This is a genomic window from Pelomonas sp. SE-A7 (genome assembly GCF_030345705.1).
In the GTDB taxonomy this organism is placed as follows: Bacteria; Pseudomonadota; Gammaproteobacteria; order Burkholderiales; family Burkholderiaceae_C; genus JAUASW01.
This window is the reverse complement of the sequence record NZ_JAUASW010000001.1, coordinates 1,999,162-2,012,011: the sequence shown is the minus strand read 5'-3', so window position 1 is coordinate 2,012,011 and position 12,850 is coordinate 1,999,162. Positions and strand designations below refer to the sequence as shown.

General features: G+C 68.8%; 12 protein-coding genes. 4 read left to right on the top strand and 8 right to left on the bottom strand.

From position 1 onward, the window contains the following. Nucleotides 1-150 precede the first annotated feature (150 nt). On the top strand, nt 151-720 hold the full coding sequence (locus tag QT382_RS09045; protein WP_289253704.1) for a DUF1579 domain-containing protein: 570 nt from the start codon (nt 151-153) through the stop codon (nt 718-720). An 18-nt stretch (nt 721-738) separates the two neighbouring features. Here the strand turns inward: QT382_RS09045 and QT382_RS09040 are convergent, their stop codons facing one another. The 8 genes from QT382_RS09040 to QT382_RS09005 form a co-directional block, all read right to left on the bottom strand. Beyond that, nucleotides 739-1,257, bottom strand: a complete 519-nt coding sequence (locus tag QT382_RS09040; RefSeq protein ID WP_289253703.1) for a YcnI family copper-binding membrane protein — start codon at nt 1,255-1,257, stop codon at nt 739-741. Between the two features lie 8 nt (nt 1,258-1,265). Further along, the gene (locus QT382_RS09035) at nt 1,266-3,689 is read right to left on the bottom strand and encodes a TonB-dependent receptor (RefSeq protein WP_289253702.1); all 2,424 of its coding nucleotides are present in this window, start codon (nt 3,687-3,689) and stop codon (nt 1,266-1,268) included. Between the two features lie 75 nt (nt 3,690-3,764). Then, entirely contained in the window at nt 3,765-4,166 is a 402-nt protein-coding gene (locus QT382_RS09030; RefSeq protein ID WP_289253701.1) for a DUF2946 domain-containing protein, read from the bottom strand. Nucleotides 4,167-4,177: 11 nt separating this feature from the next. Then, entirely contained in the window at nt 4,178-5,011 is an 834-nt protein-coding gene (locus QT382_RS09025) for a substrate-binding periplasmic protein (RefSeq protein WP_289253700.1), read from the bottom strand. 31 nt (nt 5,012-5,042) lie between these two features. Further along, the gene (locus QT382_RS09020) at nt 5,043-6,275 is read right to left on the bottom strand and encodes a M20 family metallopeptidase (protein ID WP_289253699.1); all 1,233 of its coding nucleotides are present in this window, start codon (nt 6,273-6,275) and stop codon (nt 5,043-5,045) included. Further along, nucleotides 6,272-8,041 (bottom strand): 2-oxo-4-hydroxy-4-carboxy-5-ureidoimidazoline decarboxylase, encoded by a 1,770-nt coding sequence (gene uraD, locus QT382_RS09015; protein WP_289253698.1) that lies wholly within the window; start codon nt 8,039-8,041, stop codon nt 6,272-6,274. The genes QT382_RS09020 and uraD overlap by 4 nt, the downstream gene beginning before the upstream one ends. Further along, nucleotides 8,032-8,982: an allantoinase PuuE gene (gene puuE / locus QT382_RS09010; protein ID WP_289253697.1), complete on the bottom strand. Its 951-nt coding sequence runs from the start codon at nt 8,980-8,982 to the stop codon at nt 8,032-8,034. The genes uraD and puuE overlap by 10 nt, the downstream gene beginning before the upstream one ends. Further along, on the bottom strand, nt 8,979-9,653 hold the full coding sequence (locus QT382_RS09005) for a GntR family transcriptional regulator (protein ID WP_289253696.1): 675 nt from the start codon (nt 9,651-9,653) through the stop codon (nt 8,979-8,981). Before QT382_RS09005 ends, puuE begins: the two co-directional genes overlap by 4 nt. A gap of 53 nt (nt 9,654-9,706) precedes the next feature. On the opposite strand from QT382_RS09005, the gene uraH reads away from it, so the two are divergent. Genes uraH through QT382_RS08990 form a run of 3 tightly spaced genes read left to right on the top strand, consistent with a single transcriptional unit; the run spans nt 9,707 to nt 12,803 of the window. Next, nucleotides 9,707-10,051 (top strand): hydroxyisourate hydrolase, encoded by a 345-nt coding sequence (gene uraH, locus QT382_RS09000; RefSeq protein WP_289253695.1) that lies wholly within the window; start codon nt 9,707-9,709, stop codon nt 10,049-10,051. A gap of 23 nt (nt 10,052-10,074) precedes the next feature. Beyond that, on the top strand, nt 10,075-10,896 hold the full coding sequence (gene xdhC, locus QT382_RS08995; protein WP_289254714.1) for a xanthine dehydrogenase accessory protein XdhC: 822 nt from the start codon (nt 10,075-10,077) through the stop codon (nt 10,894-10,896). 5 nt (nt 10,897-10,901) lie between these two features. Then, on the top strand, nt 10,902-12,803 hold the full coding sequence (locus tag QT382_RS08990; protein ID WP_289253694.1) for a beta-N-acetylhexosaminidase: 1,902 nt from the start codon (nt 10,902-10,904) through the stop codon (nt 12,801-12,803). The last annotated feature ends 47 nt before the right edge of the window (nt 12,804-12,850 follow it).

The window sequence follows — 12,850 nt, the reverse complement described above, 5'->3', positions numbered from 1 at the left end:
TTGGCGGGCATGACCAAAGGCACGGGGGAACGAAGACCGGCCGTCGCACCGGCTTGCGATTGGCGAACGCGGCTCGCCATCCGTCGGAGCCGGCGGTGCCTGCCCGGCGGGCCGGCCAACAATGGCGGCTCCTCAACCCGGAGCATTGCCATGAAGACCTTGATTCCGAGCCTGCTGCTGGCGGCTCTCTGCCTGACCGCGCAGGCCCAACCCGCCCATGACCCGCAGGCGCAGATCCGGGCACAGCGCGAGGCGATGCTTCCACTGGCCAAGCTGGACGGCGCCTGGCGCGGCTCGGCCTGGACCCTGTTGCGCGACGGCAGCCGCCAGGACCTGGTCCAGACCGAGCGCGTCGGTTCCTTCCTCGACGGCAGCGTCAAGGTGATAGAAGGCCGCGGCTACGAGGCCGACGGCCGGATCGGCTTCAATGCCCTGGGCGTGATCAGCTATGACCCGGCCACCAAGGCCTACACGCTGCAGTCCAATGCGCTGGGCCGCTCGGGCAACTTCCCGCTGTCCGTCACCGCCAACGGATTCATCTGGAGCATCCCGGCCGGCGCGGTGACGATCCGCTACACGGCCGTTATCGAAGGCGACTCCTGGGTCGAGACCGGTGAAGTCCTGATCTCCGGCCGCGAGCCGATCAAGAACTACGAGATGCGGCTCAAGCGCATAGGCAGCACCGACTGGCCCGGCGCCGGTGCCGTCCCCATGCGCTGAATCCGGCGCCTCGGCGGCTCAGCGCGGCACTCGCGGCGTCACGCGCAGCAGCACGGCCGGCGCCTTGAGGCCGCTGGTCGACATGCCCTCGGCAGGCAGCTCGGACCAGTCCCAGGCCCCTTGCACGCAGTCCTGCCGGACCTTGAACCACAGCGGGCCGGGCTGGCCGGGCAGGGTGCCGCGAACGACGAATTCGTCGTACCAGGCGTCCTGCAGCCAGTCGGCTTCGGTGTTGGCGGTCCAGCTGACCTCGGCCAGGCCTTCGGTGACGGACTTGCCGTGACTCTCGTAGGGTTCCTTGAGCCGGGCCATGCGCAGGCTGAGCGTCCAGCCGGCCTTGGGCATGGGCTTGGCGCCCTTGAAGCCCTCGGGCAGCAGCACGGTCAGCTTGCGCGTGGCCGAGCCGTCGCAGCCGTGGCCCACGCGCAGCACCGCCTTGTAGGGTGTGCCGGCCTCGGCTTCGCGCTGCTCCAGCGTGACATGGGCCTGGGCGCTGCCGGCCAGCAGCAGCGCCGTCATCCATGGGCGTTGTTTCATCGGAGGCCTCACAGGTCGAAGCGGATTTCCGCGTGCCAGGTCCGCTGCGGATAGGGGTGGAAGTTCCAGAACTGGTAGTTGTTCAGGTTGTCCACCCCGGCCGACAGCATGAACTGCTTGTTCAGCTTCCACTGGGCGCGCAGATCGGTGGTGAAGTACTTGCTGGCGGCCTGGTAGGCGAAGCCGTTCGGGTCGCTGTTGTCCAGCGTGCTGAACTGCGGGCCGCTGTAGCGGGCGCCCAGGCTGAGGGCCAGGTCCGGCAATGCTTGCCAGCTGGCCAGCAAGGTGGCGCGCCAGCGCGGCACGCGCGGCTGCTGCTTGCCGAGGGTGTCGCCGGGCAGGGCCACGTAGCCGTCGTTGGCCAGGATCCTGGAGTCGGCGAAGGTCACGCTGCCCAGCAGGGACAGGCCCTTGAGTAGCTGCTCGGTCCAACCGCCTGCCGTGTTGTACGAGACCTCGACACCGTGGGTGCGGATCTGGCGGACGTTCTGCACCGTGTTGGCATTGCTCGCCACGTTGAGCTGCGAGTACAGCGCGTCGCGGCTGTCCTCGCGGAACAGGGTCACGCGCAGCGAGCTGGCCTTGGCGCCGGCGCCTTGCGCCCATTCGGCCGACAGCTCGCTGGTCCAGCTGCGCTCGGGCTTCAGCTCCGGGTTGTTGTTGATCGCCTGGCCTGCCGCGTTGACGCCGCCCTGGTAGAGCTCGCTGACCGTGGGGAAGCGGATCGCGCGGCCGGTGCTGGCCTTGATCACCCAGTCTTCGCTCAGCTGATGCGAGAGGGCCGCCTTGGGGCTGAGGTAGTTCGCGCTGCGCTCCGGATGCACCAGGGCGCAACGCTGGGTCGAAATGCTGCAGACACCGCGGTCGGCCGTGCCGGTGTAGGCGCTCTCGGTGAGGCCGTCACGGGCAGTCCAATGCTCGGCGCGCAGGCCCAGCACGCTCTGCCAGTCACGACCGAGCTGGATGGCGTCCTGAACGAACAGCGCGTCGGTCGAAGTCTTGCCACCGAAGCGCGAGGTGAAGGCGGCCACGCCGCCGTTGCGCCAGTCATTGGTGGCGTTGACCAGCGTGCTGAGCTCGTAGTTCTCCTGAGACAGGCCGAAGTCGAGGCTGTGCTGGTCCAGCCGGTAGACGCCCTTGGCCGAGAGCGTGGTCCAGCCGGTGCCGTTCTGGTCGGTGATGCGGCCGGCCTCGGCCTGGGCCTTGGTCGTGGGCGCATAGGCGCGAGAGAGGTCGGTGCCGTAGTCGTAGGTGCTGGCGGCCAATTCGTAGTCGAAGGCACCGCCCGTGCGACTCTTCAGGCTCAGGGCCTGCATGCTGTGGCCCAGATCGTCGCGGCTGCGCGTGAAGTCCGAGGCCGCAAGCGTGTAGCGCTTGCCGTCGATCAGCACGGCCTGGCTGACATCGCCGCCGTAGCGGTTGTCGACCACATTGCCGGACCCGTCGCGGAGATAGCTGCGCGAGCTGCCGTCGGACGCATTGCCCCAGGTGCCCAGCACATAGCTGGCGCGCAGGCTGGAGCTGATGTCGTAGGCCAGCTTGAGCTTGGCGTGGTTCTGCGTGGTGTCGTACTCGGTGCCGGTGCCGATGAGGTACCAGGGCACATTGCTGCGGTTCTTGTCCAGCACGGCGCCGGTGACGCTGATCGCGCCGCTGCCGGGCGCGGCGCCCGCGCTGACCAGCTTGGTCGGGAAGGTCAGCGGCTGGCCGATGCTGTGCAGCTGGTTGACGTTGAGCCACCAGCTCAGAGCGCCGCTGCGGTCGCCTATCGAGGCGCTGAGCTGTTGCACGTCGAAGTCGCGCTTCTTGCCGTAGAGGTCATTGGGCTGCTTGGCCAGGTTCAACCTCACATGGGCCTCGAAGGCCTTGGGCATGCGGGTCTGGTAGTCAACCACCGCGCCCACGGCGTTGCCGGAATAGGCGGCCGAGAACGGGCCGTAGAGCACGTCGACCCGCTCGATCTCCTCCGGCGTGACCAGGCCCCAGCGGGGGGTGAAGGTCGCGCCGTTGCCCAGCAGATTGGACAGCTGGATGCCGTCGGCGAACACCAGCGAGCGGGCGCTGTTGCCGGTGCCCGAGGCGCGGGTGGACAGCACGGCATGGTTGTAGTCGCCTATGTAGCGCTTGCGCACCAGCAGGCTGGGCAGGTACTTCAGCGCATCCTCGGCGTCGGTGGCGTTGATCGAGCGCTCGATGTCGGCGCGCTTGATGCCTTCCAGCGTGGTCGGGATGTGGGTGGGCAGCGAGGTCGGGGCGGCACCCTGGACCTGGACCAGGCCCAGCTGGTTGCGCCGGGGGGCGCTGGCTTCGGCCTTGGCCGGCGGCGTGTCGTCCTCGGCTTCGCTGCATTCATCGCAGGCCTGGGCGGTGGACAGCAGGCAGAGCAGGGCGGCAAACGACAGGGCGCTCGCCTTGAAATTCTTCGTGGGCATGGGAAGTCGATTCCGGATTTGATCGTGACGGCGCGGCCGCCGCTGCAGGAGCAGGCGGCCGCCGCGGGGGCGGGGTCAGATCGAAGCCGGAGGTGCCCGCGCGGCTGCGGGGCGCCAGGCATGGGCCGTCAGCTCGGCGCTGAAGAAGCGCTCCGGCAGGCCGAAGCGCAAGCCAGGCAGCGGCTGGAAAGCCGGCACGGCCAGGGGGGGCGGGGCCGCCAGGTCTTGCTGATGCAGGGCGCACCAGGCGCAATGCTTGAACATCGCGTGGCTAGCCTGATCGTCCTGACCGCCCTGGCTGAAGCTCGTGACCTCGGCACGCGGCGAGACCAGGCTGGAGCGGCAGAGCTGGGTCCAGGGCGCCAGCTCGCCTTGCTGGGCCGCCCATGCCATGCCGAAAGCAGGCACCACCGCGCCCAGCCAGAAGGTCATCACGACCATCCAGCGCAGCATCGTGGAGCGGCTCAGGGTTTGCACGGGGCGGGATTCTAGGGCCGGATGCCGGCGAGCACGGCCGGGGCCGGCTTGCAGCAGGCCGGCTCGGCCACATGGACCTCGTAGCGCTCCAGCATCTCGCGCCAATCGGCCGAGGCGCGCAGCCGCACGACCGCATCCAGCAGGGCGGCGCGCAAGGAAGTCGGCAGCTGGGCCGAGATCATCAGGTGGCGCTGGTAGCGCATCCGCGGCCGGGCCGCGACGATGAAGAGGGCATCGAACTCCGGCAGGCGGCGCTTCCACCAGCCCAGGCCGCTGCGCGACAGGAAGATCGCATCGACACGGCCCAGTTGCAGCATGCGCAGATTGGCTTCCTGGGTGAACGAATCCAGCCGGGTCAGCTCGCCGCGCAGGACCATCGGGTCGGCATCGCGGTAGACATGGCCGAACACGCCGCCCAGGGTCAGGCCGCGCAGCGATTCCACGCCCTCGAAGACGATGGGGTGGGCGCGACGGCTGAGGACCAGGTCCTCGTCGTCCATCAGCGGCTCGCTCCAGACGAAGGGCCGCTCGGCGGACTTGTTGGGAAACCAGCTGGGCGCCACCCAGGGCACCAGGCCCTGCCAGCCGGCCTTGCCGGTGATCGCATCAACGCGTCGCCGCGGCAGCACCTCCAGCTGCGGACGGACCAGGCCCTCGCGTTCCAGCCACTGCGCCAGGTCCTGGCTGAGGCCCTGGCCCGGCGCCACCTGGAAGGGTGGGTAGTCGTAATAGCTCAGCAACTGCAACGGCGCCGCCAATGCCAGCGAACGCGCGGGGAGCAGGCTCAACGACGCGGCGCCGAGCAGCAGGCAGCGACGCGCCGGTGATTCGGGGGGCTGGGCCATCGGGGCATTGGACACCAGGACCGCCCCGGGATCAGGCCTGAATCAGCAGCTCGCGTAGCGTCCTTGCGACGACCTTGGTGGCCCGACGCAGGTCCTCCAGCACCAGGTGTTCGTCGGCCCGCTTGGCGTTGCTCTCCAGCACGGTGCGCGGCCCGGCGCCGTAGATGGCGGCCGGGATGCCGCGCTCGCCATAGAGCCGCACATCCGTGTAGAGCGGCGTGCCCGAGGTGGGGATGGGCTCGCCGAACACCGCCTCGCCCTGCTTCCGCAGGGCGGCGACCAGGGCGGCATTGCCGGCCAGCGGCTGCAGCGAACGGGCCAGCAGCAAGCGCTTGATCTCCACCGTGATGCCTGGGCAGCCAGCGGCCGCCTGCTCGATGACGCGCCGAACCCCGGCCTCGACCGCCACCGGGTCTTCCTCGGGAATCATGCGGCGGTCCAGCTTCAAGACCACCTTGCCCGGCACCACGTTCGTGTTGGTGCCGCCTTCGATGCGGCCCACGTTCAGGTAGGGATGCTTGATGCCCGCCACCTGGCTTGTGGTCTTGCGGTACTCGATGTTCTGCGCGTACAGCGCGTTCAGGATGGCGACCGCGCCCTGCAGCGCATCGACGCCGGTGTCGGGAATGGCGGCATGGGCCATCTTGCCGTGCACCGTCACCTCCATCTGCAGGCAGCCGTTGTGGGCCGTGACCACCTGGTAGCTGAAGCCGGCCGCGATCAGCAGGTCGGGTTGGGTCAAACCTTGCGCCAGCAGCCAGCCCGGGCCCAGCTCGCCGCCGAATTCCTCGTCGTAGGTGAAGTGCAGTTCGACACCGCCTTTCAGCGGCGCGCCCAGCGATTCCAGCGCGCGCAGCGCAAATGTGTAGCTGGCGAAGTCGCTCTTGCTGACGGCGGCGGCGCGGCCGTAGAGCTTGCCGTCCTCGATGTCGCCGCTGTAGGGGCCATGGGTCCAACCCTCGCCGGGCGGCACCACGTCGCCATGGGCATTGAGCGCAATCGTCGGACCCGATTCGGAGAAGCGCCGACGCACGATCAGATTGGTCAGCGACTGCAGGCCATAGGCCTGGACCTGGTCGGCCGGCACAGCATGCTTTTCGGCCTGGTATCCGAAAGCCTGGAGCAGCTCGGCCGTTCGCTCGGCATGGGGCGCGTTGTTGCCCGGCGGCGTGTCGGTGGGCACGCGCACCAGTTCCTGCAGGAAGCGCACCTGCTCGTCGAAATGGGCGTCGATCCAGGCGTCCAGCTTTTGCTCGTCGTTCATGCTTGTTCCAGCAGATGAAGAAAGGTCTCGACGCAGAGCTGGGCGTCGTCGGCCGTGATGGATTCCAGCGGGTTGTGGCTGATGCCCTCGTTGCCGCCGCGGACGAAGAGCATGGCTTGCGGCATGAGCTCGTGCAGCTTCATCGCGTCATGGCCGGCGCCCGAGGGCAGGCGGAACAGCGGCAGGCCCTGGGCCTGGACCGCCGCTTCCCAGCGCGCCTGCAGGGCCGGGTCGCTGGGCGCGGCGGCGGCGATCATGGTGCGGTCCAGCTGGGAGCTCAGCCCGCGTCGGCTGCAGATCGCTGCGAGCTCGGCACGCACCGCGGCATCGAGCTCGTCGCGAGCCGCGTCGCTGGTTGCGCGCAGGTCCAGGCTGAAGCGGCAGCGGCCGGGGATCACGTTGATCGAGCCGGCCGGCACCTCGACGATGCCCACGGTCCCGACTACCTGCTGGCGTTCGCCAGCGAGCCGCTCTACCGCCAGCACCAGCTCGGCCACGGCGGCGGCGGCATCGCGGCGGCTGCCCATCGGCGTGGTGCCGGCATGGGCGGCCGTGCCGCGCACCTCGCCCAGGTAGCGCACGCTGCCGTTGATCGACGTGACTATGCCCAGCGGCAGGTCGCGGGCATCCAGCACCGGGCCTTGCTCGATGTGCAGCTCGACGAAGCCGCGGTAGCGCGCCGGCTCGCGGCGCAGCGGCTCGATGGCTTCCAGCGTGGCCGGCAGGCCGGCGGCGACCATGGCTTCGCGCATCGTGATGCCCTCGGCATCGCGCTGGGTCAGCCAGTCGGCGTCGAAATGCCCGGTCAGCGCACTGGAGCCCAGGAAGGTGGCCTTGTAGCGCTGGCCTTCCTCCTCGGCAAAGCCGACGACCTCGAAGCCGTAGGGCAGGCGACGGCCGGTGCGATGCAGCTCGCGCACGCAGGCCATGGGCACCAGGATGCCGAGGCGGCCGTCGTACTTGCCGCCGTTGCGCACCGTGTCGTAGTGCGAGCCGGTCAAGAGGCGCGGGGCCGTGCGGTCTTCACCGTGATAGACGCCCACGACATTGCCGACCGCATCGATGCTGACCTCGTCGAAGCCGCAGTCCTCCAGCATCCATTGCCGCAGCTGGGCGGCGCAGGCGCGGTGGGCCTCGGTCAGGTAGGTGACGGTCAGCTGGCCCTGCTCCTTGAAGCCGGGGTCGGAATGGACTGCCAGCTGCTCGGCCCAGTCCCAGACCTGATCTCCCAGCGAGGGCGAGATGCCGAACTTGTCGTTCAAACGGATCTCGGCGATGCGGTGGATATTGCGCAGGCACTCGGCCCGCTCGAATTCGGCCGCGCCCTCGAGCCGGCGGGCGAAGGTCCCGATGATCTGCTCGCGTGTAAGGCCCGTGCCCCGCGGGCCGCGCACCGCCAGGATGAAGGGCCAGCCGAAGCGCGCGTTGTAGTCGCGGTTGAGCTGCTGCAGTCGTTCGAATTCCTCGGGCGTGCAGGCCGTGAGGCCGGCCTTGCTCTGCTCGTTCGTCGATTCGGCGGTCAGCGACTTCGCCACCATGGCCTTGCCGGCCAGCTCGGGGTGGGCGCGTATCAGGCCCAGCTGCTCATCGACCGTGGCCTCGTGCACCACTTGCGCCAGCGCCGCCTTCAGCGCGGCCAGCGTGCGGAACGGCCGCGCCGCATGGGCCCGCTCGGCGATCCAGGGCGAATGCTCGTAGGTGCCGTCCAGCAGGGCGACGAACTCTTCGCGCGCGGCGGCGTTGAGCTGGTCAAGGCTCACTCCCATATGAAGGCCTTGCTGGCGTCGAAGGGATGGACCTGCTTCCAATGCCGGGCGATGTCGATGCGGCGGCAGATCCAGACCCGCTCATGCTTCTGCACATGGTCCAGGAAACGCTGCAGCGACTTCATCCGCCCCGGCCGGCCCAGCAGCCGGCAATGCATGCCTATGCTCATCATCTTGGGCGCCTCGGCGCCTTCGGCGTAGAGCACATCGAAGCTGTCGCGCAGGTAGTCGAAGAACTCGTCGCCATGGCTGAAGCCCTGGGGCAGGGCGAAGCGCATGTCGTTGCAGTCCAGCGTGTAGGGCACGACCAGATGGGGCGCGAGCTGGCCGTCGCTCTTCCTGACCTGCAGCCAGAAGGGCAGATCGTCGCCGTAGTAGTCGCTGTCGTATTCGAAGCCACCCTGGTCGGCCACCAGGCGGCGGGTGTTGGGGCTGTCGCGGCCGGTGTACCAGCCCAGTGGCTTCTCGCCGGTCAGCTTCCGGATGATCTCGATGCCGCGCTGCAGATGCTCGCGCTCCTCGCTTTCGGCCATGCCCTGGTAGTGGATCCAGCGCCAGCCATGGCAGGCGATCTCGTGGCCCAGCTCGACGAAGGCCTGGGTCAGCTCCGGATGCCGCTCCAGCGCCATCGAGACACCGAACACGGTCAGCGGCAGGCCGCGCTGCTCGAACTCGCGCAGCAGCCGCCAGACGCCGACCCGCGAGCCGTATTCGTAGATGCCTTCCATGCTCAGGTGCCGGGCCGGGTAGGCGGCCGGGTTGAACATCTCGGACAGGAACTGCTCGCTGCCGGCATCGCCGTGCAGCACCGAGTTTTCGCCGCCTTCCTCGTAGTTGAGGACGAACTGCAGGGCGACTCTAGCCTGGCCCGGCCATTGCGGATGCGGCGGATTGCGGCCGTAGCCGACCAGGTCGCGCGGATAGCGGTGGGTCTCAGTCATGCGGCTTTCAGCGCGGCGGCCAGGTCGGACGCCCGCGGCTCCAGTTTCAGGTTGGCCTCGACATTGCCGAGGTGGGCGTCGAGCAGCTTCAGCAGCGCGCGGCGGTCGCGCGCCTCCAGCGCATCGACGATGGCCTCGTGCTCGGCCTGCGACTCGGCGGCCGAATGGCTGCTCTGGTACATCAGGGCGATCAGCGAGCAGCGCGACAGCAGGTCCGAGAGCAGCTCGGCCAGCACCTCGTTGCCATGCAGCCGCGCCAGCAGCACATGGAAGTCGGCCAGCAGCCGGGTGCGGCCCGGCACGTCGCTGCGGCGTATCGCCTCGCGCTCCTGCTTCAGGTGGTTGCGCAAGAGGCGGACCTGGGCCGGCGTGATCGTGCCGCAGAGCTGCGTGAGCAGGCTGCTCTCCAGCATCTGGCGCAGCTCGAAGACCTGGCGCGCTTCCTCCACGCTGGGCTCGGCCACGCAGGCGCCGCGCGAGGGCGTCAGCGTCACCAGGCGGTCGCGGCTCAGCTGGTTCAGGGCCTGGCGCACCAGGGTGCGTGAGACGCCGTAGATCTCGGCCAGCTTCTGCTCGGCCAAGCGCGTGCCGGGCATCAGGCGCCGCTCGACGATGGCCTGGGCGATGGACGCGGCGATGCGATCGGTGGCGGTCGTGATTTCGTCGGCCATGGTGTGCCGGAGTGTATACACTTTGGCATCCAATCCAGCAGGACGATTCACCGATGGGCAAGCTCACCACCCATGTGCTCGACACCGCCAACGGCTGCCCCGCCGCCGGCATGGCCGTGCGCCTGCTCGGCGCCGACGGCACGCTGATCAAGGCGCTGCGCCTGAATGCCGATGGCCGCGCCGACGGCCCGCTGCTGGAAGGCGAAACGCTCAAGCCCGGCCGCTACCGCCTGGTCTTCGAGCTGGGTGCCTACTTCCGCGCCCGCGGCGAGGCCCTGCCCGAGCCGGCTTTCCTGGATGAAGTGCCGCTGGACTTCGGCATCGCCGATGCTTCGGCGCATTACCACGTGCCCCTGCTGGCGAGCCCCTGGAGCTATTCGACCTACCGGGGCAGCTGAGTTCCTTGCCTGATCCATTCACCATGCGCGACTGGCAGCAACTGGCCCTGACCCTGGCCCGCGAAGCGGTGGTGCTGGTGACGGTGCACGAGGTGCAAGGCAGCGGCCCGCGCGAGGTCGGGGCCTGGATGGCGGTCACGGCCGCTGGCCTGTGCGCCGGTACCGTGGGCGGCGGCCGGCTGGAGTTCGATGGCATCGCCCAGGCCCGCGCCCTGCTGGCCCTGGGCCGCATAGACGAGCCGGTCAAGCGCTATCCCTTGGGCCCCAGCCTGGGCCAATGCTGCGGTGGCGTGGTCTGGCTGCGCTACGAGCTGCTGTCGGCCGACCAGATCCCTGCCTTGCGCGAGCGGCTGGCGCCGGCGCCGCTGGGCTCCGTGGCCTTGTTCGGCGGCGGCCATGTGGGCCGGGCCATCGTCGAGCTGCTGGCCCGGCTGCCGCTGGACCTGCTGTGGGTGGACAGCCGCGACGAAATCTTTCCGGCCGACCTGCCCGAGCAGGTGAGGGCCGAGCATTCGGACCCGGTGCAGCGCGCCGTGGCCGACCTGGCGCCGGGCAGCCTGGTCTTGATCATGAGCTTCAACCATGCCGAGGACCTGGAGCTGGTGGCCGCCTGCCTGGCGCGCCAGCGCCAGCGAGGCGACCTGCCTTTCATAGGCCTGATAGGCAGCAAGAGCAAATGGGCCAGCTTCCGCCAGCGGCTGGAGGCGCGCGGCTTCACGGCCGCTGAACTGGCCCAGGTCACCAGCCCGATAGGATTGCCAGGCATCGCCGGCAAGCAGCCCGAGGTGATTGCCGTCGCGGTGGCGGCCCAACTGCTGCAACGCCTGGACGCTGCCGTGGAGTGATCAAGATGAAATGGATGAGTTGCCTGCTCTTGTGGGCAGGTAGTGCGGCGCTGGCCGCTGAGTTGCCCCTGCCTGCGCTGATTCCGGTGCCGGTCTCGATGGAGCGCCAGGCGGGCGAGTTCCGCATCAATGCGGCGACCCGCATTGCGGTCGCCGCGCCGGAGCTTGACGAGGTCGCCGAGGGCCTGGCCCAGCGGCTGCGTCGCGCCACCGGCTTCAAGCTGCCGGTCGACAAGGGCCAGCCCAAGTCGGTGGCCGCCAATCGCATCCTGGTGAGCCTCCAGTCCGGTAGCGGCCTGCCGCCCGAGGGCTATCAGCTCAAGGTCAATCGACAGGGCGTGGTGCTGGCCGGGGCCACGCCGGCCGGTGCCTTCCGGGGTGTGCAGACGCTCTTGCAACTGCTGCCCAAGGAAGTCGAGCGTGAGGCGGTCTCCAAGCAGGTCCGCTGGGCCATGCCGGCCGTCGTGATCAAGGACCATCCGCGCTTTGGCTGGCGCGGCCTGATGCTGGACGTCTCGCGCCATTTCTTCAGCGTGGCCGAGGTCAAGGCCTTCATCGACCAGATGGCCCGCTACAAGTTCAATCTGCTGCACTGGCACCTGACCGACGACCAGGGCTGGCGCATCGAGATCAAGAGCCTGCCGCGGCTGACCGAGGTCGGCGCCTGGCGCGTGGGCAAGACCGGCAACTTCGGCCGCTTCTCGGCGCCCACCGCCGAAGAGCCGCGCGACTACGGCGGCTTCTACACGCAGGAGCAGGTGCGCGAGATCGTGGCCTATGCCAAGGCCAGGCACATCGACGTGCTGCCCGAGATCGACATGCCGGGCCACAGCCTGGCGGCGCTGGCCGCCTATCCCGAGCTCAGTTGCACGCCCGGCAGCTATGCGGTCAACAGCGGCGAGCAGCTGCTGGTCTGGCCGCCGGGCGGCCGCTACTACGGCCTGGTTGACAACACCTTGTGCCCGGCCAAGGAGCAGGTCTACGAGTTCGCCGACCAGGTGTTCGGCGAGCTGGCCCGGCTGTTTCCGTTCGACTACCTGCACATGGGGGGCGACGAGACGGCCCGCAATTTCTGGGAGAAGAGCGAGGCGATCCAGGCCTTGATGGCACGCGAGCAGCTCAGGAACCTGGACGAGGTGCAGGCCTATTTCGTCGCCCGCCTGCACAAGCTCATCACGGCGCACGGCAAGAAGATGATCGGCTGGGACGAGATCCTGCAGGGCGGCCTGGTGCCCGGCGCGGCCGTGATGAGCTGGCGCGGCCAGCAGGGTGGCATAGACGCGGCGCGCCTGGGCCATGAGGTGGTGATGACGCCGCGGGATTTTGTCTACATCGACCTGATGCAGGGCGATGCCGGTTTCGAACCACCGGTCTATGCCTCGGTGCGCCTGAGCAAGACCTACCAGTTCGAGCCGCTGCCGGAGGGGGTCGATGCGAAGTTGGTCAAGGGCGGCCAGGCCAATCTCTGGACCGAGCAGGTCTACAACACGCGCCATGCCCAATACATGACCTGGCCCCGCGCCTTTGCCGTGGCCGAGGCATTGTGGAGCCCGAAGGACAAGCGCGACTGGGCCGGCTTCGTGCCCCGCGTCGAGGCCCACTTCCAGCGCTTCGACGAGGCCAGGCTGAAGTACTCGACCAGCCTCTACGACCCCATCATCAAGACCAGCGAGACGGCGGTGGGCGGCCTGCGGGTCGAGATGACTCCGGAAATAGACGGCTTGAGTCTGTACTACAGCTTCGACGGCTCCTTCCCGGACGAGTTCTATCCCCGCTATGCGGCGCCGCTCGCCGTGCCCAAGGACGCGGCGCTGCTGAGGGTGATCGCCTACCGCGACGGCAAGCCGCTCGGCCGCATGATCACCCTGCCCGTGACCGAGTTGCGAAAGCGCTCCGGCAAGCCCTGAGCGCCTGGGCGTATGCTCGCCGCTGGCCTTGCTGATCCAGGAGACAC

Coding starts and splice junctions, on each gene's coding strand:
- QT382_RS09045 (WP_289253704.1), top strand. CDS start 151: ATGAAGACCTTGATTCCGAGCCTGCTGCTGGCGGCTCTCTGCCTGACC.
- QT382_RS09040 (WP_289253703.1), bottom strand. CDS start 1,257: ATGAAACAACGCCCATGGATGACGGCGCTGCTGCTGGCCGGCAGCGCC.
- QT382_RS09035 (WP_289253702.1), bottom strand. CDS start 3,689: ATGCCCACGAAGAATTTCAAGGCGAGCGCCCTGTCGTTTGCCGCCCTG.
- QT382_RS09025 (WP_289253700.1), bottom strand. CDS start 5,011: ATGGCCCAGCCCCCCGAATCACCGGCGCGTCGCTGCCTGCTGCTCGGC.
- QT382_RS09020 (WP_289253699.1), bottom strand. CDS start 6,275: ATGAACGACGAGCAAAAGCTGGACGCCTGGATCGACGCCCATTTCGAC.
- uraD (WP_289253698.1), bottom strand. CDS start 8,041: ATGGGAGTGAGCCTTGACCAGCTCAACGCCGCCGCGCGCGAAGAGTTC.
- puuE (WP_289253697.1), bottom strand. CDS start 8,982: ATGACTGAGACCCACCGCTATCCGCGCGACCTGGTCGGCTACGGCCGC.
- QT382_RS09005 (WP_289253696.1), bottom strand. CDS start 9,653: ATGGCCGACGAAATCACGACCGCCACCGATCGCATCGCCGCGTCCATC.
- uraH (WP_289253695.1), top strand. CDS start 9,707: ATGGGCAAGCTCACCACCCATGTGCTCGACACCGCCAACGGCTGCCCC.
- xdhC (WP_289254714.1), top strand. CDS start 10,075: ATGCGCGACTGGCAGCAACTGGCCCTGACCCTGGCCCGCGAAGCGGTG.
- QT382_RS08990 (WP_289253694.1), top strand. CDS start 10,902: ATGAAATGGATGAGTTGCCTGCTCTTGTGGGCAGGTAGTGCGGCGCTG.